The sequence below is a fragment of the Aliiruegeria haliotis genome, from assembly GCF_003003255.1.
In the GTDB taxonomy this organism is placed as follows: domain Bacteria; phylum Pseudomonadota; class Alphaproteobacteria; order Rhodobacterales; family Rhodobacteraceae; genus Tropicimonas; species Tropicimonas haliotis.
Genome location: NZ_PVTD01000001.1, coordinates 613438 through 630882 on the forward strand (window position 1 = coordinate 613438; position 17445 = coordinate 630882).

At 65.6% G+C, this 17445-nt stretch carries 19 protein-coding genes; 7 read left to right on the top strand and 12 right to left on the bottom strand.

The window, feature by feature from the left end; all coding sequences use genetic code 11:
• Positions 1-581 precede the first annotated feature (581 nt).
• Positions 582-782: a hypothetical protein gene (locus CLV78_RS02720; protein ID WP_106203216.1), complete on the top strand. Its 201-nt coding sequence runs from the start codon at positions 582-584 to the stop codon at positions 780-782.
• A 371-nt stretch (positions 783-1153) separates the two neighbouring features.
• Here CLV78_RS02720 and CLV78_RS02725 read toward each other — a convergent pair whose 3' ends face one another.
• From CLV78_RS02725 to cysG, 6 genes are all read right to left on the bottom strand, one after another.
• On the bottom strand, positions 1154-2005 hold the full coding sequence (locus CLV78_RS02725) for a ferredoxin--NADP reductase (RefSeq protein ID WP_106203217.1): 852 nt from the start codon (positions 2003-2005) through the stop codon (positions 1154-1156).
• Between the two features lie 73 nt (positions 2006-2078).
• Positions 2079-2489, bottom strand: coding sequence for a DUF934 domain-containing protein (locus CLV78_RS02730; RefSeq protein ID WP_106203218.1), 411 nt, complete (start codon positions 2487-2489; stop codon positions 2079-2081).
• A 28-nt stretch (positions 2490-2517) separates the two neighbouring features.
• Complete coding sequence (locus CLV78_RS02735; RefSeq protein WP_106203219.1) at positions 2518-3273, bottom strand: phosphoadenylyl-sulfate reductase; 756 nt, start codon at positions 3271-3273, stop codon at positions 2518-2520.
• Positions 3263-4927, bottom strand: a complete 1665-nt coding sequence (locus tag CLV78_RS02740) for a nitrite/sulfite reductase (protein ID WP_106203220.1) — start codon at positions 4925-4927, stop codon at positions 3263-3265. The genes CLV78_RS02735 and CLV78_RS02740 overlap by 11 nt, the downstream gene beginning before the upstream one ends.
• Positions 4928-4983: 56 nt before the next feature.
• Positions 4984-5286, bottom strand: a complete 303-nt coding sequence (locus tag CLV78_RS02745; protein ID WP_106203221.1) for a DUF2849 domain-containing protein — start codon at positions 5284-5286, stop codon at positions 4984-4986.
• Positions 5286-6686: a siroheme synthase CysG gene (gene cysG / locus CLV78_RS02750; RefSeq protein WP_106203222.1), complete on the bottom strand. Its 1401-nt coding sequence runs from the start codon at positions 6684-6686 to the stop codon at positions 5286-5288. The genes CLV78_RS02745 and cysG overlap by 1 nt, the downstream gene beginning before the upstream one ends.
• 143 nt (positions 6687-6829) lie before the next feature.
• Here cysG and CLV78_RS02755 point away from each other — a divergent pair, with 143 nt between their 5' ends.
• A complete protein-coding gene (locus CLV78_RS02755) occupies positions 6830-7297 on the top strand; it encodes an Lrp/AsnC family transcriptional regulator (RefSeq protein ID WP_106203223.1) in 468 nt (155 codons plus the stop codon).
• 189 nt (positions 7298-7486) lie between these two features.
• On the opposite strand, the gene CLV78_RS02760 is transcribed toward CLV78_RS02755, so the two are convergent.
• The 3 genes from CLV78_RS02760 to cobS form a co-directional block, all read right to left on the bottom strand.
• On the bottom strand, positions 7487-7789 hold the full coding sequence (locus tag CLV78_RS02760) for a hypothetical protein (RefSeq protein ID WP_146136623.1): 303 nt from the start codon (positions 7787-7789) through the stop codon (positions 7487-7489).
• A gap of 265 nt (positions 7790-8054) precedes the next feature.
• A complete protein-coding gene (locus CLV78_RS02765; RefSeq protein WP_106203225.1) occupies positions 8055-8726 on the bottom strand; it encodes an aspartate/glutamate racemase family protein in 672 nt (223 codons plus the stop codon).
• Positions 8726-9712 (bottom strand): cobaltochelatase subunit CobS, encoded by a 987-nt coding sequence (gene cobS, locus CLV78_RS02770; RefSeq protein WP_106203226.1) that lies wholly within the window; start codon positions 9710-9712, stop codon positions 8726-8728. The genes CLV78_RS02765 and cobS overlap by 1 nt, the downstream gene beginning before the upstream one ends.
• Before the next feature lie 264 nt (positions 9713-9976).
• Here cobS and CLV78_RS02775 point away from each other — a divergent pair, with 264 nt between their 5' ends.
• The 4 genes from CLV78_RS02775 to CLV78_RS02790 all read left to right on the top strand — a co-directional run bounded on the left by CLV78_RS02775 (position 9977) and on the right by CLV78_RS02790 (position 13006).
• Complete coding sequence (locus CLV78_RS02775; protein ID WP_106203227.1) at positions 9977-10432, top strand: hypothetical protein; 456 nt, start codon at positions 9977-9979, stop codon at positions 10430-10432.
• 71 nt (positions 10433-10503) lie between these two features.
• Positions 10504-10983, top strand: a complete 480-nt coding sequence (locus CLV78_RS02780) for a hypothetical protein (RefSeq protein WP_106203228.1) — start codon at positions 10504-10506, stop codon at positions 10981-10983.
• Between the two features lie 230 nt (positions 10984-11213).
• A complete protein-coding gene (locus CLV78_RS02785; RefSeq protein WP_106203739.1) occupies positions 11214-12437 on the top strand; it encodes a DegT/DnrJ/EryC1/StrS family aminotransferase in 1224 nt (407 codons plus the stop codon).
• A gap of 209 nt (positions 12438-12646) precedes the next feature.
• The gene (locus tag CLV78_RS02790; RefSeq protein WP_106203229.1) at positions 12647-13006 is read left to right on the top strand and encodes a c-type cytochrome; all 360 of its coding nucleotides are present in this window, start codon (positions 12647-12649) and stop codon (positions 13004-13006) included.
• 34 nt (positions 13007-13040) lie between these two features.
• Here the strand turns inward: CLV78_RS02790 and CLV78_RS02795 are convergent, their stop codons facing one another.
• From CLV78_RS02795 to CLV78_RS02805, 3 genes are all read right to left on the bottom strand, one after another.
• Positions 13041-13697, bottom strand: coding sequence for a potassium channel family protein (locus tag CLV78_RS02795; RefSeq protein ID WP_106203230.1), 657 nt, complete (start codon positions 13695-13697; stop codon positions 13041-13043).
• A 521-nt stretch (positions 13698-14218) separates the two neighbouring features.
• Positions 14219-14950 (bottom strand): FCD domain-containing protein, encoded by a 732-nt coding sequence (locus tag CLV78_RS02800; RefSeq protein ID WP_245924811.1) that lies wholly within the window; start codon positions 14948-14950, stop codon positions 14219-14221.
• A 427-nt stretch (positions 14951-15377) separates the two neighbouring features.
• Positions 15378-16490 carry an AI-2E family transporter gene (locus CLV78_RS02805; RefSeq protein ID WP_158263406.1) on the bottom strand — a complete coding sequence of 371 codons (1113 nt, stop codon included), beginning with the start codon at positions 16488-16490 and terminating at the stop codon, positions 15378-15380.
• A gap of 504 nt (positions 16491-16994) precedes the next feature.
• Here CLV78_RS02805 and CLV78_RS02810 point away from each other — a divergent pair.
• Positions 16995-17201: a cold-shock protein gene (locus tag CLV78_RS02810; protein WP_106203233.1), complete on the top strand. Its 207-nt coding sequence runs from the start codon at positions 16995-16997 to the stop codon at positions 17199-17201.
• Positions 17202-17445 lie beyond the last annotated feature (244 nt).

A 17445-nucleotide genomic window follows, 5' to 3' on the forward strand; every position in this document is an offset into this window, starting at 1 on the left:
GGGCGAAGCCGTCGTGAAGTGTTCAGAGGTCAGGAGCGTCGACCAGATCCGGCAGGGTGTGTTCCTTCCATTCGCATGGTTTGGCTGGGCCGGGGCAAGCATGACCTTGCGGGTGGGAACTGACGCCCGGCATTTCGGTGTGCGCTGACCCCGGTGGAGATGCTTCTCGCGCGTTGGGGTGGCGACCCCGAGCGTATCCAACTCCCCGTGGTGGGATCGTGGGAAACCCGCCCGGCTTGGCCCCGGCAGGTTGATGAGATTTGGGGGGCGCACACGTCCGGCTTGCGTGGGTGAGCCGGTGCCAACGTTGCGACTCCGTCAATCTCATCGAGAGCGGTTGAAGTGCATCCCATCTCCCGGTGCGGGCATTTGCAGCAACAGGCGCAAGTCGCGATGGCCAGGTCGCCGCCCGGTCTGATCGGCCGACCGGGGATCGCCACAGATCTGACCCGATGGGGCGCGCGTCGGCATTCCCCCGCCGAAATCCGCCTCGCCCGATCTGTCCTGCGGTCGAACGCGAGGTCCATGGTACACTTGTTCCGGACCGCCGGTTTCAGGCGGTGTCAGAAAGGAATTGTAGGATGAACAGAATTGTCTTGATCGTCGTGCTCCTCTTGATCGTGGTGGGCGGCTTTATGTTTTTCTCCGGATCGGGCTCGGAGGAGGCCGCCACAACGACCGAGCAACCGGCCGCGGATGCGGCAGCGGATACCGGCACAGCCACCACAGAGACGGAGGCCGCCGGCGAGACGGAGACCACCACAACCGAATCCTCGAACTGATTGACAGGGCCGAAACCGGAGCCTGTCCGCCAGACCAGTCGGTCCTGAGGCGAAAGTGGGGGGCTTGTGCATGTGGTGTGGCGACCGGGCATGCCCCGTTGTGGTGCCGAGATTGCCGGACAATGTCCGCGATCAGATCCGCGGAGCGTCGGCCTGATCCGCGCGGCAGGGATTGTCGCGCGGGTGTGCAGTGCTTTGCCTTGGAAAATGCCCTGAACAACAGACGCGCGGCACACCCGAGGTTTGCCCCGTGGCAATCATCGCGGCGCCCGCATTCGGGGTCGCCTTGGCTGAGGGGGCGTTTCGCACGGAGGCGCCAAAAAAAGCCGCACCCCACGGGGCGCGGCCTTATCCAGTGAAACCCGGTTCCGTCAGTCCACGAAGGCTTTCTCGACCACGTATTCCTTCGGCTCGGAATTGGCGCCCTCGCGCAGGCCGTATTCTTCCAGCATGTCCTTCAGTTCGAGGTTGAAGGCAAGGTTGCCGCAGACCATGGCACGGTCGGTCTCCGGCTTGAGCGGCTCGATGCCAAGATCCGCGAACACTTCGCCGGAGCGCATCAGGTCGGTGATGCGGCCCATCTTGGGGCTCTCCTCGCGGGTGGTGGTCGGATAATAGCGCAGCTTCTTGTGGAACCCCTCGCCCATGAGTTCGGCCAGAAGCTCGTCCTTGCGGATGCTGTCGATCAACTCCGCGCCATAGGCCAGCTCGCCCACTTCGCGGCAGGTATGGGTGATGATGATCTCGTCGTAATCCTCGTAGGTCTGCGGTTCGCGCAGCAGCGAGGCGAAGGGCGCGAACCCAGTGCCGGTGGCGAAGAACCACAGCCGCTTGCCCGGCAACAGCGCGTCATGCACCAGCGTGCCGACGGGCTTGGGGCGCAGGATGATCTGATCGCCCACTTCGATCTTTTGCAGTTTCGAGGTCAGCGGTCCGTCCGGCACCTTGATCGAGTAGAACTCCAGCTCCTCGTCCCAGTTGGGAGAGGCGATGGAATAGGCCCGCAGGATTGGTTTCTGCCGGCCCGTCTTCGGGTCGGGGTCGCCCATCAGGCCGATCATGACAAACTCGCCGGAGCGGAACCGCAGCGTTTGCGGCCGCGTGCAGCGGAAATGGAACAGCCGGTCGGTCCAGTGCTTCACGAAGGTCACGGTCTGCGCGTCGGGCAGGGTGGGAACGGCCTTGATCGGTTTTGCGTCGGTCACGGGTTTATGCTCGGTCATGTCATGCGTGCGGAGCCCGGAAGGCCCCGTCCTTGTCCTGTAAGCGAGATGTGGATTTCTGGGAAGGGGTGTATCAGCCCGCCAGCCGCGACCGATAGTCGTGGGATTGCCAGTCGGCGCGGGCCAGCCAGTCGGCCTCTGGTTGCCGTTCGGCCAGCGTTTCGTCGATCTCAACCTCGTCGAAGCCGGAGCGGCGGGCCATGGCGTACTGGTCCGCCAGCACGTGTCCGCGCGCCCGCAGACGGCCGGTATAGCCCTGCCGCCGCAGCGCCCGCGCGACGGAAAAACCCCGCCCGTCGGCAAAGCTGGGAAAGTCGATACGGATGATCTCGACCCCGGCCAGCTTGCCGTCGAGGGCCCTGGCGTCGGCATCCGCCGGCAGGTCCAGCGCCGAGGCTGTGGCCTCCGGCAGGGTGTCGAGGGCGGCGAATGTCCCGTCGAAATCGTCGGGTGCAAAGCCCGTGTCGGTCACGATCACTGTCATGTCTGTCGTCCTTGTCTCGGGCCGCATCTCAGGCGGCATCGGAGGTGGCGCCGGGGCCGGTGCGCACCATCTTGCCGTCCACGAAGTGAATGCCGCATTCTTCCTTGTCCTGACCCCGCCAGCGTCCGGAGCGCGGATCCTCGCCCTCGGCCACGGGCGAGGTGCAGGGCGCGCAGCCGATGGAGGGGTAGCCCTTGGCCACCAGCGGGTGGCGCGGCAGCTTGTGGGCGCGGATGTAGTCGGCGATCTGACCGGAAGACCAGCCCGCCAACGGGTTCAGCTTCAGCTTTCCATCGCGTTCCTCGACCAGCGGCAGGCCGGCGCGGGCGCCGTTCTGGAACCGTTTGCGGCCGGTGATCCAGCTGTCGAAGGGTTTCAGCGCCTCCGCCAGCGGGCGGGTCTTGCGCAGGTCGCAGCAGGCGTCGATGTCGCGCAGGTGCAGCGCATTGGCCGGGTCCTCGACCGCCAGATGCATCGCCCGTGCACGGATCACCCGGATGCCGGTCAGGCCGAGCGTTTCGGCCACCTCGCGTTGGTAGTCCAGCGTCTCGGGGAAGAGCATCTGCGTGTCGATGAACAGGACAGGCGTGGCGGGCGCCACCTGTGCCAGCTGGTGCAGGAGCACAATGGAATCCGCCCCGAAGGAGGAGACCATCGCGGTCTGCCCGATCACCTCGTTGGAAAGCGCGGCGCCAAGAAGCTCGGTGCCCTGAAGTCCGTCAAGCTCGGCCGCCAGGGTCTGGGCGCGGTCGGCCGGAACGCTGGGGATGACATCATGCGGCATGTCTGGTTTTCTCCGGTCCATACAGCGCTTCCTTAAACGGCGCGGCGCCGAGACGGCGATAGGCCTCCAGGAAGGTCTCGTTCTCGTCTGCGCGGTGCTCCAGATAGGCCAGCATCAGGCGCTCGATGGCCGGCACGATCTCCTCGTAGGAGAAGCCGGGGCCGGTGCGCTGGCCGATTTCGGCAGTTTCGGTGGCGTCGCCCCCGAGCGTGATCTGGTAGGTCTCCACGCCGCCCCGGTCGAGGCCGAGGATCCCGATATGGCCGACATGGTGATGGCCGCAGGCGTTGATGCAGCCCGAGATCTTGATCTGCAACGGGCCGACTTCGTGCTCGATGCGCAGGGCCTCGACACGCTCGGCAATCTGTTGGGCGACGGGGATGGCGCGGGCGGTGGCCAGCGCGCAGTAATCCATGCCGGGGCAGGCGATGATGTCGGAGGCAAGCCCGATATTGGCCGTGCCCAGGCCGGCCTTCATCAGCTCCGCATGAACCTGCGCAAGGTGCCCCTTGCGGACATGCGGCAGGATTACGTTCTGCTGGTGGGAGATGCGCAACTCGTCATGTCCGTAGGTCTCTGCCAGGTCGGCCATCACCCGCATCTGCTCGGCGGTGGCGTCGCCCGGCGTCTTGCCATGCGCCTTCAGCGAGATCGTGACGATGGCATAGTCCGGGTGCTTGTGCTCCGACAGGTTGGTATCCGCCCAGGAGCGGAAGACCGGGTCGGCCCGGGCGATATCGTAGGCCTCCGCGCCACCATCGACGAAGTCGGGGGTCACGAACTGGCTGTCGATCCGGGCCATGACACGTTCGTCGACGCCGGTGAACTCCCCGCGGGTGCGCAGGAAGGCTTCCTCCACCTCCGCGCGGATCGTGTCGAGCCCGTTCTCGTGCACCGTGATCTTGATGCGCGCCTTGTACTTGTTGTCCCGGCGGCCATGCCGGTTGTAGACGTGCACGATGGCTTCGAGGTAGGGCAGCAGGTCAGTCACCGGCACGAACTCGCGGATCACCTGGCCGACCATCGGTGTCCGGCCGAGGCCGCCGCCGACGATCACTTCGAAGCCGGGTTTGCCGTCCTTCTCCACCATGCGCAGGCCGATGTCGTGGGCCTTCACCACGGCGCGGTCGTTCGGGGCGCCGGTGATGGCGATCTTGAACTTGCGCGGCAGGAACTGGAATTCCGGATGGTCGGTGGACCATTGGCGGATGAGCTCGGCATAGGGGCGCGGGTCGGCGATCTCGTCGGCGCTCGCGCCGGCGAAATGGTCCGAGGTCACGTTGCGGATCGTGTTGCCGGAGGTCTGGATCGCGTGCATGCCGACCTCCGCCAGCGCGTCCAGCATGTCCGGCACATCCTTCAGCTTCGGCCAGTTGTACTGGATGTTCTGCCGGGTGGTGAAATGGCCGTAGCCCTTGTCCCAACGATCCGCCAGGTCCGCCAGCTTGCGCATCTTGCGGCTGTCCAGCGAACCATAGGGGATGGCGACGCGCAGCATGTAGGCGTGCAGTTGCAGGTAGAGCCCGTTCATGAGGCGCAGCGGCTTGAACTCGTCCTCGGTCAGGTTGCCGGCGATGCGGCGCTCCACCTGGGCGCGGAACTGGGCGTTGCGCTCGGCAAGGAAGGCGGTGTCGAAGTCGTCGTAGCGGTACATGGCTGATCCGTCGCTCTGGAGTGTCTATGCGGGCTGCATGTTCTGGTCGTGTGGACCTACGCGAAGTCGGCCTGCTTGCCGTGTCGGTAGTTGGACGGGCCGCGGGCGCGGAAGCTCTCCCGGAAATGCACCGGCTCCGGGCCGTCGGGCCCGGCCTTGGCATCGGCCAGGTAGGCCCCGACGACGGTCCCGCCCTGCTGTTCGGCAGTCAGCAGGCGGATGGCGGCATGGGCCTCGTCCTCGATGAACTCGGCTTCGCCCATGTGACGGGACCAGCGGTCATCCTCGGTCAGGTAGACGACATCGCCCTCGAGCAGGGCGTTGGCGGTGACGATCTTCGGGGAAAAGGCGCGGGGCATCAGGCGTGTTCCTTCAGCTGGGTGTCGGGATGGGAAAGCGTGGCGGGCACGTCGCGGGGCGAGAGACCGAGGAGCATGACGGCAGGGCCCCGGGTGGCCTCGCGCGTCATGTCCTCGGCCAGGGAGGAGAGCCTGCTGGGGATGATCCGGCTCTCGGGTCGGGAGGCGTTCTCCACGATGGTCACCGGGGTGTCGCCATCGGCGCCGTGCATGAGCAGGCGGCCTTGCAGGAAGCGGCTGGCGCGCTTGCCCATGTAGACGGCAGCAACGGCGCCGGGGCGGGCCAGCGCGGCCCAGTCCTGATCGGCGAATCCGGTGACGTCGTGGCCGGTCACGATGCGCAGTTCGGAATTGCGGCCGCGCGCGGTCAGCGACTGCCCGATCTGTGCGGCGGCGGCCGAGGCGGCGGTGATGCCGGGGACGATGGTGCAGCCGATGCCTGCGGCCTCGACGGCGGCAAGCTCCTCGTCCAACCGTCCGAAGATGGCGGCATCGCCGGATTTCAGACGCACGACCTGTGCGCCGGCCAGACCGTGTTCGACCAGCAGGGCATCGATGTCGGTCTGCGGGGTCGAGGGCCCGAAGCCTTCCTTTCCAACGGCCAGCAGTATGGCCTCGCGGCGGGCCAGTTCCAGGATTGGTTGCGGCACCAGCCGGTCGTGGATCACCACGTCCGCCTCGTCCAGCGCCTTGCGGGCCTTGAGCGTCAGCAGGTCCGGGTCGCCGGGGCCCGCGCCCACGAAATGCACGTGGCCGGGGCGGTCGTCGGCGGCGAGGTGCAGCGCAAGCTCGGCGTCCAGCGCGGCGTTCACAGCAGCGTCTCCGGCCGGTGCCGCCTTCGGACCAGATCCGAAGTAGAACGCGGACCAGAAGTCACGGCGCACCCGGCCCATGGGCAGGGCGTCGGCCTTGCTCCGGAATGCCTTGCCAAGACGGGCCAGCAGGCCGAGCGAGGCGGGAAGGCGCTCCTCGAGGTCGCGCTTGATGGTGCGGGCGAGGACCGGCGCGGCGCCTTCGGTGCCGATAGCCACGGTCACCGGGTCCCGATCGACGATGGCGGGCGTGATGAAGGCGCTGCGCTCCAGGTTGTCGACGATATTGACAAGGACGCCGCGCGCTCGGGCGAGGGTGGCCACGCGCGCGTCCTCCGCGGCATCCTCTGTGGCGCCGTAGACCAGAACCGCATCGCGCAGGTCGTCGGCGCAAAGCGTGCGGGTGTGCAGGTGCAACCGGCCCTCGCTGGCCCAAGTGCGGATCTCGGCGGCCGGGGTCTCGGTGTAGACATGCAACTCGGCCTGCGTTTTCAGCAGCAGCCGCAGTTTCGCCAGCGCCGCTTCACCGCCACCCGCGAGCGCAATCCGACGCCCGGCGGTGTCGAGGAAGATCGGGAAGTGCTGCATCGGGCGAACTCCGGGACTGGTTTCTGCAGTGCAATATAGGAAATTTTCCCGGTTTTCCGCTAGACATCGGGCGGAAATAGGGATGATGTTCCATCAAGATCAATCTGCGGGGCAGGTGTTCCGCCTTTCTGGAGAAAACCGAAATGTCAGTCCGGCTGGATGCGATCGACCGGAAAATCCTTGCGGAGTTGCAACGTGACGCGGGCCAGTCGCTCGACGAGATTGCCCGGAAAGTGGGCTCTTCGAAGACGCCGGTTTGGAATCGTGTCAAGAAGATGCGCGAAGGGGGAATCATCAAGCAGACCACGGTGTTGCTGGATGCGGAAGCGCTCGGGCTGGAGGCCTGTTTCTTCGTTCTGATCCGCACCAGCGAGCACGAGGCTGAGTGGCAGGAAAAGTTCCTGCACGCGCTGCGGTCCCGGCCCGAAGTGCTGGAGGCGCATCGGCTTGCCGGCGACATCGACTATATCCTGAAAGTGCAGGTTTCGAACGCGCGCGCCTATGACGTGTTCTACCAGGCGTTGATCCAGGAAGTGCGCATTCACAATGTGACCGCGCTGCTGTCGATGGAAGAGATCAAGTCCACGACCGCGCTGCCGCTGGCGGGGTAGGGCTCCCGCCCGTCGTTGGCCCCATGCGGGGCCGCCTCCCGTTGGGCGTGGCGCCCTTCGGGCGAAGCAGGGTTGCGCAGGTTGGCGGGCCGGTGGTTTCGACCGCGCAATCATGGTGCCCGGCGGACGGGCTCCCGTGATTTGCTCGGGCGCCTTCCCCGAACACGGATCATCGTATCGGGGCCGTTGTCAGCGCAGGACGAGGTCGTAGCAAAGCTGGATCTCTGCCTCTGCCCGTCGGCGCGCCCAGGCGGCATCTGCCGTATCCTCGTTGAACGCGGCGCGGGTCAGCAGCGCGGTATGGGCGCTGCGGGCGGCGGTGCGGCGACTGAGGACCTCGCGGCCGACGCGCACTGGCATGACCGCGTCCAGAAGCGCGACCATGTCGGCCCGCCGCGCCTCTGTCTCGCGGGCGGCAGGATCCGCAAACAGCCATTGATGCTGCATGAGCGCGGAGAGGCGCCCGGCGCAACCTGCGAACGTGTCCAGCATCGGATGCGTCGTGGCAGGCTCCGCAGGCGCCGTGGCGGGGAGAAGGGAAAGAGACAGCGTGACAAAGAATGTTTTCAAACTGACCATAAGTTAATCATTAGCGCGAAAATGCCGCCGATCAACTGTGCAATGTGAAAACTTCACATTCCGTGTCGTGGGTGAAATACGGCGTGTAACGTCATTGAAAGCGTAGCGAAACCCTCCCGAAACCTGCAACTTCGGGCAGGCGCAGGCATGCGCGGACGACGAAGCGTGCGAGATCCGCTCAGGCGGGGATGGCTGCCGCCAGCAAGGCCGCCACATGGATGTCGAGGGCGTCGATCACAGGGTAGCCGGGATCGTGGCCGTCGAAGGCAAGGCCGAGATCGGTCCCGGCCAGCAAGACGGCTTCCGCCCCCTGCTGCTCCACCATCTCCCTGCCAGCCGCGAAGAAGCGTTTCCGCAGGGTGTCGGAGCAGGTGCCGGCCCTGGCCATGTCGACATAGGCCCGGGCCCAGTCGCGGAGATCCCCGTCCGGCACCACGGCCTGCGTTTGGTGAAGCTGTCTGTAGAGCCGGCTGGCCATCACCGCCTCCGTCCCGAGCAGGCCGATGCGGTTGATCCCGACTTCCGCGCAATGGGTGTCGATCGGCGTGACCGCGTTCAACAGGGGAAGGGGCGACAGCGCCTCGGTTTCCGCAAAACAGAAATGGGCGCCGATGGATGTGATGGAGGCAAGCTCCGCGCCCGCTCCCTGCAATTGCCGGATGTGGCGGGCGAAGATCTCGGCCTGTTCGTGGCGACGGTCGGCAAGGGCATTGTCCACGAGCGCGCCGACATCGGCATGCACGATCGTCAGTTCTAGCGGCAGTCCAGCCGCCCGGAACCGTTCCACGAGGCGGGCATAATAGGTCAGCGTAGCCGCGGGGCCGATGCCGCCGATCAGGCCGAGGTGCATCACACCAGCGCGGTGGACACGGCGCTCTCTGGCAGTTCCTCGTCAAAGCAGCGCTGGTAGAACTCGGCCACGGTCTGGCGTTCGAGCTCGTCGCACTTGTTGAGGAACGTCAGCCGGAAGGCATAGCCCACCGACCGGAAAATCAGCGCATTCTGCGCCCAGTTGATCACCGTCCGCGGCGACATCACCGTCGACAACTCACCGTTCATGAAGGCCGTGCGGGACAGATCCGCCACCGTGACCATCTGGGAGACGGTCTTGCGACCCTTCTCGGTATTGTAGGTCGGGGCCTTGGAGAGCACGATCGCCGTCTCCGCATCGTGGCTGAGATAGTTCAGCGTCGCGACCAGTGACCAGCGGTCCATCTGTGCCTGGTTGATCTGCTGGGTGCCGTGGTAGAGGCCCGTCGTATCGCCCAGGCCCACGGTATTCGCCGTCGCGAACAGGCGGAAACAGGGATGCGGAGTGATGATCTCGTTCTGGTCCAGCAAGGTCAGCTTGCCGTCATGCTCCAGCACCCGCTGGATCACGAACATCACGTCGGCGCGGCCGGCATCATACTCGTCGAAGACGATGGCAACCGGGTTGCGCAGGGCCCATGGCAGAATGCCCTCGTGGAACTCTGTCACCTGCTTGCCGTCGCGCAGCTTGATCGCGTCCTTGCCGATCAGGTCGATCCGGGAGATGTGGCTGTCGAGGTTCACCCGTGCGGCAGGCCAGTTCAGCCGGGCGGCAACCTGTTCGATATGGGTCGACTTGCCGGTGCCGTGATAGCCCTGCACCATGACGCGCCGGTTGTGGCTGAAACCCGCGAGGATCGCCAGCGTGGTGTCGGGGTCGAACTTGTAGGTGGAGTCGATCTCCGGCACGCGGTCCGTCGGCTCGGCGAAGCCCTTTACAACCATGTCGGTGTCTATGCCGAAGACATCGCGGACCGAGATTTCCTCGGTGGGCTTGATGTTCGGGTCTGCCTGGGTTGCTGCCATGATCGTCGTCCTCAAATCCTGCCATTCCGCCCGAGCCTGGGGGGCGGGGCCGCCGACGGGGATGCACCATATCGGGAAGGGGTGCAAGTGCGGGAGGGCGGCCACGGCACGATTGACAGCCGGCGCATCGGAGCCGCCGGGCGACCGTTGATGGCCACCCGGACACGGCCAGTGCGCGACACGGTGAAACCAACTCCCCATGCCCGCGATTGACGCAAGGGAGCGCAATTGTCACCATCGGCGCAACGACAGGAGGGGCAGCGCATGAGCACGGCAGGGCGACTGACCAGGGGGCAACGCTGGGCGACCGGGCTGGCCGTGGCGGCGACCGGGGCGATCTATGGGCTGGTCATGGTCTGGAATGGCTTCGCCGGACTCGGAGAGGTCGACGGCGACACGACCACGGCATTGATCTGGATGACCGGTTCGGCCTGGATCGGTGCGCTGCTGGCGGGGACGCTCTGTGCCCCGCTTTTCGGTCGGGCGGACGCCGTGGGCTGGCTGTGGTCGCTGCTCGGATGGACGCTCGCAAGTCTGCTCGGCGGTGCCATTGGCGGGACCTTCGTGCTGCCGGTTTATGGCACCTTGTTCGGTCCGCTCTTCGTCTTCGGCAACATGGTGGAAACGCCGTGGCTCCTGCCGCTCTGGCTGGTGCTGATCGTGCCAACCCATCTGCGCGCCCGCCAGTTGCGCAACGGGACAACCGCCGGAGCAGGCTGATCAGGGCCTTCCCATGGGCGGCAATCCCGGTCAGATTGGCGCCCATGGGAAGCGGGAATTGGAGACCGGACATGAGTACAGCCGAATCGAGTGGCAGGACGCCGCGGACCGTCGTGGCGCTGATGATGGCCATCATCGCGGCGGCTTTTGTCTTCACGTTTCTGCTGGAGGAACGCCCGACCGATCCTGGCGCGGCGGAGGGGCTCACCGGTTTTGCAACCACGCAGGTGATATCGCAGGCGTTTGGCGGTGCCATCGTAGGGTGGCTGCTGGCCGCGCTCTTCGGGCGTGGCGGGGTGCCGGGCTGGGTCCTGTCGGTCATCGGCGGAACCCTCGCAACGCTGCTGGCCGGCGCGGTGGGGGGCTTGATCTTCAGCCTTCCGACGATGCTGAGCAGCGGGTTCGAAATCCAGGAAGCCATCAATATCGGGATCGGCGCGCTGACGGTGCCACTGGCGGCGGCTGGACGGCCCCTTGTCCTCGTGGTCTGGCTCGTCCTGATCCTGCTGACCCATATCATTGCGAAACGGGCGCGTGCAGGCAGTGTCTGACGGCGCGTGACCGTCGCCGCCGGGCGCGGGCAACTTGTATGCTGCCAGCGCCATTCTCGCCGCCGGACCGGTGTGCCTTTGCGGAAAGAGCGGGTGCGGGGTGTGCCCGGACAGGTTTGTCCCGCGCCACATGCGGCTGGCACCCCGCGCGGCCACCGCGACCCGGCATCGCAATACCGGACCCGAAGCCGCGCATTGACCTTCCCGCCGGTCAGCGCCAAATCTTTGCCATGAGCACAGATCGCACAGACGTTTTCACCGGGAACTTCACGCAGCAGGAACCCATCCCGCAGGCCGGTATCGATGCCGCGCTGGACGTCCTCGGCCATGGCCGGTTGCACCGCTACAACGTGGCGCCGGGAGAGGTTGGAGAGGTCGCGCTCCTGGAGCAGGAGTTCGCGGCCTTCACCGGGGCACGTTATTGCCTTGCGGTGGCGTCGGGGGGCTATGCGATTGCGACTGCCCTGCGCGCGGTTGGTGTACGGCCGGGCGATACCGTTCTGACCAATGCCTTCACGCTCGCGCCCGTGCCCGGGGCCATTGCCGCGCTCGGCGCGGTGCCGCGTTTCGTCGAGGTGACAGAGCAGTTGACGATCGACCTCGACGACCTTGCCGCGAAGGCGGGGGAGGCGTCGGTGCTCCTTCTCAGCCACATGCGGGGCCATGTCGGTGACATGGACCGTTTGATGGAGATCTGTGACGCCAATGGCCTGATCGTCGTGGAGGATTGCGCCCATACGATGGGCGCACAATGGCGCGGTGTGCCGTCGGGCCGCCATGGCGCGGTCGCCTGCTATTCGACACAGACCTACAAGCACATGAACTCCGGCGAAGGCGGGCTACTGGTCACCGATGACGAGGAGATTGCCGCCCGCTCCATCCTGCTGTCGGGCAGCTACATGCTCTATGAACGCCACGGCGCGGCCCCGGCCCCGGAGGTGTTCGAGCGGCTGAAGCTGGAGGTGCCGAACATTTCCGGGCGCATGGACAACCTGCGCGCGGCGATCCTGCGGCCGCAGCTCGCGATCCTGCCCGCGCAATGCGCGGCCTGGACGGCCCGCTACAGGGTGGTGGAGGAGGGGCTGCGCAACACGCCCGGCCTGACCCTTGTCGATCGGCCCACGGAGGAGGCTTTCGTCGGATCCTCCTTCCAGGCGCTGCTGCTCGACTGGCCCGAGCCAGGGGTGCGCGAGGTGCTTGACCGGTGTGCCGCGCGCGGGGTCGAGTTGAAATGGTTTGGTGTGCCCGAGCCCGTGGCCTTCACCTCCCGGTACTGCCACTGGAACTATGCCGCGCCGGAGCCGATGCCGCAAAGCGACCGCATCCTCGCGGGGCTGCTCGACATGCGGTTGCCGCTGACCTTTTCGCTGGAGGATTGCGTGACGCTCGCGCGGATCATCCGCGCGGAGGTTTCCGCCGTGTGGCAGGCCGGGACCGGGGGCGAACGGGGATGACCTGACGTGGTCGGCGTGCCCTGTCCGGGTTCCGCTGGATCGGCTGGCAATCGGCAATCGCAATCGCGCGCGCGGGGCATTTAAGGTTTTTCGTCTGCGTGGCTGGTAATTGTCCCGCGCCAATTGCCCTGCATGATTCAGGACGTGGGTGCATGTCGGAGCGGTGACACGAGGCGGCTGTGTGTGCGATCCTGTGTTGCGCGTGCCAAATGTGGTACAATGCAGCCATGGCCCGGTTGTCGCTCATTCTGTTTTCGTGTGCCCTCAGTGGTTTCGCCGCTGAAGCTGTCGCAGCGGGTGACCCGGTCAACGGGCGGCAGCTTGCCGTTGCGCGCAAGTGCACGGGGTGTCACGGGATGGATGGCAATGCCCGCTCCACCAGCTTTCGCGTGACCCCGATGCTCGCCGGGCAGCCAGCGTCATACCTCGTGAAGGAGATGCGAAACTACGCCAGTGGCAAACGCATCGACGAGAGCGAGGACGAGCAGATGGCGAAGGCCGCGGCGGAATTGAGCCCCGGGGAGATGGAGGACATCGCGGCCTTCTACGAGGCCCAGTCGCGGTATTGATCCCGGTTTCAGACCGAGGGGTTGTCGGCCAATGTCAGGCTCCGGGATCCTTCCGGGGTTTGCGTTCGAAGGAGCCGACGATACTCCCGACCATCACCGCCAGATAGAGCACGCCGATAACGGCCTCCAGCGCGGCCAACACGCGCGCGATGCCGCTGACGGGCAGGATATCGCCGTAGCCAAGCGAGGTAAGTGTCACCAGGCTGAAGTAGACCATCGACGACCAGAGCGGCTCGCCCTCGGGGTAGCTGATCGCACCGGGAGACATCCGCTCCACCTGAACGAACAGTGAGGCCCAGGTCATGCCGATCAGCAGGTAGCCGAAGATCGCGGCGATCAGGGCATCGAGATCGGCTTCCTTTCGGCGCATCAGGTTGAGGAAGGTGACGACAAGCGACCCGAGAAGCATCACGAGAGAAAACGTCGCCGAAACTCCGGACAAGCCGTCGTACCGAACCGCGTGGATGGAAAGGCCGAACCAGATCAGCGTGACAAGCCCGCCGAAGCTCAGCGCCCGGGTGTCGCTCAGGCTGGTGAGGAGGGCGCCCACGACGGCGAACTCGAACAGGGCGAGCACGAGCAGATCGATGGTCTTCGACTCGCCGAACAGGGGCTCAAGGATGATCGCGGCCAGCAGCATTGCGAGAAGGACCGTCCACCGGACAATCGGCAGAAGTAGCAGGCGGTGCATATGGTCTCTCCAGTGTCGATGTGCTGTGCGTGCCCATCAGGGCATTCCCGATGCGGGAAGTCCAGAGGCAGGCACGGATCCGAAAATACCCTCTGGCCGGCGGCGTTTGGCGTGGACGGTGCCATTCCGGTCCTGCACTGCGGACCGCTGGTCGACGCTCCCATCGAGGCATGGGGGCCCGCTCGCCCGTGGGCGAGAAGTCTGCGAGGCCGGTGCCAAAGCGCGCCATGCCCGGGTGCAGGAGCAAATCCTCTGAAGCCGGTGTCGTTCCCGGTCGAAGGCAACGAGGTGCTCCAATCGAACGCAGCGAAGCGCTGAGGGCGACGTCAGGGGCGGGTGGCTTGGGGGGATGTTCTTGCATGGGACGGGCAAGGCATACGAAATGGGGTCTGCATGCAGGCGGTCGGCGTCAGGCTGGGGCGGTGATCCTGCGCCAGTCTGCTTTGCCAATCCGCTGTCACCGGGGGCGTGCGCCCGGTCGGAGGGCCTCCGCCCGGCTGCAGTCGATCAGAAACCGTCGATCAGAAGGTGTCGCGAACATGCTCCCAACTGGTGGTCAGGTGTTGCACGAGGGCGGCTTCGGCGGCATCGGGGTCACGTTCCGTTATCGCGGCATAGATCGCCTGATGGCTGGCATAGTTCATCTCGTTGCGCTCCGGCATGTTCGCCATCTGCGCCCAATGCGGATGCAACCAGGAGGTGTAGGCGTCATGCAGGGTCGGGAAGATCGGGTTGCGGGGCACCTGGTACAGCACCCCGTGGAAGGCCGCGTCGGTCTGGAAGAACCGTTCGGAATCGCCCACGGCCTGTCCGTTTGCGGCCAGCGCATCCTTCAGCGCCGCGATATCCTCCCGCGTGGCCATGAGCGCGGCATCGCGGACCAGCCCCCGTTCGACGAACACCCTGCTCTCGAATAACGAGGCTATGCCGCCGTCCTGCTGCAGAAGCAGCTCGACGATGCTGCCCACGGAGTTCAGCGCTGTATCGTAGCCCGGCTTGCGCACGATCGGGCGGAATCGCGGCTTTGCCTCAAGGAACCCGCGGCTGGCCAGCGTGGCCACGGCCTCGCGGATAACGGTCCGGCTTGCGGAATACCGTTCCATCAATTCGCGCTCGGAGGGCAGCGGGGTGTTGTGGGCCAGTTCTCCCGACAGGATCATCTCCTGCAGGCGCTCGACGATGAGGTCGGAGGCGCGGCCCTTCGAACCGGGCGTTGCGGGGGAGGGGGGCTGCTGGCGATCGACGGGCTGCACGTTGGCTCTTTTTTGGATTGGGCGTCCCGAAGTGGTATCGCCCGGTCCCGGAAAGATCAACGTCGTATGGTTCGGCCATCCATGTGCGGGGTGGTTTCCGCAGGAGTTGCCCGAGGGGAGCGACTGGTGAGACGTTGCGGCGTGACCTCGGCCTCTGGCAGCAACCTGTGCCAACGCTGCGCCTCGAAAACGCCAGCAGCCAGGGAACTCCATCGTCCATCGTCAAACAGTTGCCGAGCCGGGTGAACCGACCTTGCTTCCGTGGGGCCGGCGCGAAGGTCTGCCCGAGAGAGGCCGGGCTGGATCTCCCGGTGGCGCCCCGGCCGCTTTCCGGGAACCGCCGCCTCCTCCCCTTGCAAATGCTGTGCGGTGGCGGTGGTCCGTCGGGCGCGCTGGCCAGGGATCTACCGCCGGGTTGGCGTCGCTATCATCCGGTCACCTTTCGGGTCTCCGGCGGGCCGTGTGCCCCGTCCGGCGGCATCGCAGCGGCTTCGGCCAGCGTGGTCCAGATCGTCACAAAAAGTCCCGCCACGACCGGGCCAAGGATCAGGCCGACGGCGCCGAACATGCCCAACCCGCCGAAGGTAGAGACAAGGATCAGGATGTCGTGCATCTGCGTGTCGCGCCCCACGAGGATCGGGCGCAGGATATTGTCGATGGTCGTCACCACCAGCCCGGCCCAGAGCCCCAGACCGATCGCGGCGCCGGTCTGGCCGATGGCAAGCAGGTAGACCACGCCGATACTGAGTACGAGGCTCGGGCCGATGCCGGGAATGATCGAGACGATCCCCATGACGACGCCCCAGAATGTCGCGCCGTCAATGCCGGCGACGTAGAACCCGATACCGCCCAGAACGCCCTGAACCACGCCAATCACCAGCGTGCCCTTGATCGTGGCGCGGCTGACGGACACCGACCGCTCTGCAATTTTGGTCTGGGTCTCTGCCGCCAACCCGGTGAATCGAAGGATCTGCGTCATCACCGGCGTGTCCATCTGCAGGAAGAAGTACATGGCATAGAGGAAGATGAACGTGTCGAGGAAGAACAGCGCTGTCCCCCGGGAGAGAGACGACAACGTGGCCACCATGTAGCGCGCGACGGCGGTAATCAGATCGGCAACCTTGTTGGCGATTTCAGGGCCGAGATCGTCGATGTCCTCCTGGTAGGGAATCCAGTCGGGAAGGGCCGCCTCCGTGGCGCTCGCCGTCAGTGAATTCACGATCATGACGACGGATCGCGACAGCCCAAGCGCCTGCTGGGCGGCGATCGACGCGATCAAGATCACGGGCAGGATGACCAGAACGAGGATCAGCACCAGCGTGACCGCGGAGGCCAGGTGCCGCCGTCCCCCCAGGAACGTGCGGATCCGCCGGTAGAGCGGACGGGACAGTTCGGCAACGATGGCCGCCATGATCAGGGGGATCAGGAATGAGCGGATCATCCCGAAGAACATCAGCGTGATCAAAGCGGTGACCAGCACCAGCGCCACCCAGCGCAGGGTGGCGGGAGCGATCAGCGCGCGCGGAGGTGTGTCGGGCATGTCGGATCCGGCTTTGTCCACTTCCATCCTGTCTAGCCTGCAGGGGATTGTGGATGAAGCGCAATCTGGCGGAGGAGGCGTGGTCGAGCCCTTCGGTCGTTGAGCGGTCGGCCGACGCACCGCTACAGTTTTGTCAACGTCGCGTAGAGATCCTGCCGGGCTTCCGTCACTGCGACCACAGCGGTGGGCGCGGCTAGGACCTCATGGAATCTGCCCGTCGGGGGGGCGTTTGGGCGGGCTGCAACTCCAAATCGGGCCCCGAAACCCGCTGCGACGGACCGAAACCGGCAGGTGAGAGCGGAAAATCGCAAAAAAGTGTGTGTCAGGCGGTGTTCGGTTTCATGTTCTGCTTTCCCAAACGGACCCAATCTGCTACGCGGGAACTGCATCGTTACCACTATCGACCCAAGTCTCCCCCATGCAGGCGGATGTGCTCTCGATCTTGCGCTGATGCCGACCAGCTGTCGCAATTCCGCGGACAGCACATTTTTAGGAGACACGGATATGGCTACCGGCACCGTGAAATGGTTCAACACCACCAAAGGCTACGGGTTCATCGCCCCCGATGGTGGCAGCAAGGACGTCTTCGTCCACATCTCGGCTGTCGAGCGCTCTGGCCTCACCGGCCTGGCCGACAACCAGAAAGTCAGCTTCGACATCGAAGCCGGGCGGGATGGCCGCGAAAGCGCCATCAACCTGCAGCTTCTCTGAGCTGAGATTTCAATCGGGTCGGCAATGCCGACCTGAAAGATACGGCGCCCGGTGCGCCACCCTGATTTCCGCCCTCCGGCCAATGCCGGGGGGCGATTTTCGTTTTTGACCCCCGCACGTGGACAGTGCACCAATCCCCGGTTTCGGTTTGGTGCCATTGCGGGCCTGACAGATCCCGCGCGATCATCGCCGGCCCGTTTTTACGGCATTGGCCGGCATCGGCGAAACCCTTCCACTGGCCGTA

What these genes read in the sequence shown, in the direction of transcription:
- CLV78_RS02720 (WP_106203216.1), top strand. Translation starts at nt 582, where the DNA reads ATGAACAGAATTGTCTTGATCGTCGTGCTCCTCTTGATCGTGGTGGGC.
- CLV78_RS02725 (WP_106203217.1), bottom strand. Translation starts at nt 2,005, where the DNA reads ATGACCGAGCATAAACCCGTGACCGACGCAAAACCGATCAAGGCCGTT.
- CLV78_RS02730 (WP_106203218.1), bottom strand. Translation starts at nt 2,489, where the DNA reads ATGACAGTGATCGTGACCGACACGGGCTTTGCACCCGACGATTTCGAC.
- CLV78_RS02735 (WP_106203219.1), bottom strand. Translation starts at nt 3,273, where the DNA reads ATGCCGCATGATGTCATCCCCAGCGTTCCGGCCGACCGCGCCCAGACC.
- CLV78_RS02740 (WP_106203220.1), bottom strand. Translation starts at nt 4,927, where the DNA reads ATGTACCGCTACGACGACTTCGACACCGCCTTCCTTGCCGAGCGCAAC.
- CLV78_RS02745 (WP_106203221.1), bottom strand. Translation starts at nt 5,286, where the DNA reads ATGCCCCGCGCCTTTTCCCCGAAGATCGTCACCGCCAACGCCCTGCTC.
- cysG (WP_106203222.1), bottom strand. Translation starts at nt 6,686, where the DNA reads ATGCAGCACTTCCCGATCTTCCTCGACACCGCCGGGCGTCGGATTGCG.
- CLV78_RS02755 (WP_106203223.1), top strand. Translation starts at nt 6,830, where the DNA reads ATGTCAGTCCGGCTGGATGCGATCGACCGGAAAATCCTTGCGGAGTTG.
- CLV78_RS02760 (WP_146136623.1), bottom strand. Translation starts at nt 7,789, where the DNA reads ATGCTGGACACGTTCGCAGGTTGCGCCGGGCGCCTCTCCGCGCTCATG.
- CLV78_RS02765 (WP_106203225.1), bottom strand. Translation starts at nt 8,726, where the DNA reads ATGCACCTCGGCCTGATCGGCGGCATCGGCCCCGCGGCTACGCTGACC.
- cobS (WP_106203226.1), bottom strand. Translation starts at nt 9,712, where the DNA reads ATGGCAGCAACCCAGGCAGACCCGAACATCAAGCCCACCGAGGAAATC.
- CLV78_RS02775 (WP_106203227.1), top strand. Translation starts at nt 9,977, where the DNA reads ATGAGCACGGCAGGGCGACTGACCAGGGGGCAACGCTGGGCGACCGGG.
- CLV78_RS02780 (WP_106203228.1), top strand. Translation starts at nt 10,504, where the DNA reads ATGAGTACAGCCGAATCGAGTGGCAGGACGCCGCGGACCGTCGTGGCG.
- CLV78_RS02785 (WP_106203739.1), top strand. Translation starts at nt 11,214, where the DNA reads ATGAGCACAGATCGCACAGACGTTTTCACCGGGAACTTCACGCAGCAG.
- CLV78_RS02790 (WP_106203229.1), top strand. Translation starts at nt 12,647, where the DNA reads ATGTGGTACAATGCAGCCATGGCCCGGTTGTCGCTCATTCTGTTTTCG.
- CLV78_RS02795 (WP_106203230.1), bottom strand. Translation starts at nt 13,697, where the DNA reads ATGCACCGCCTGCTACTTCTGCCGATTGTCCGGTGGACGGTCCTTCTC.
- CLV78_RS02805 (WP_158263406.1), bottom strand. Translation starts at nt 16,490, where the DNA reads ATGCCCGACACACCTCCGCGCGCGCTGATCGCTCCCGCCACCCTGCGC.
- CLV78_RS02810 (WP_106203233.1), top strand. Translation starts at nt 16,995, where the DNA reads ATGGCTACCGGCACCGTGAAATGGTTCAACACCACCAAAGGCTACGGG.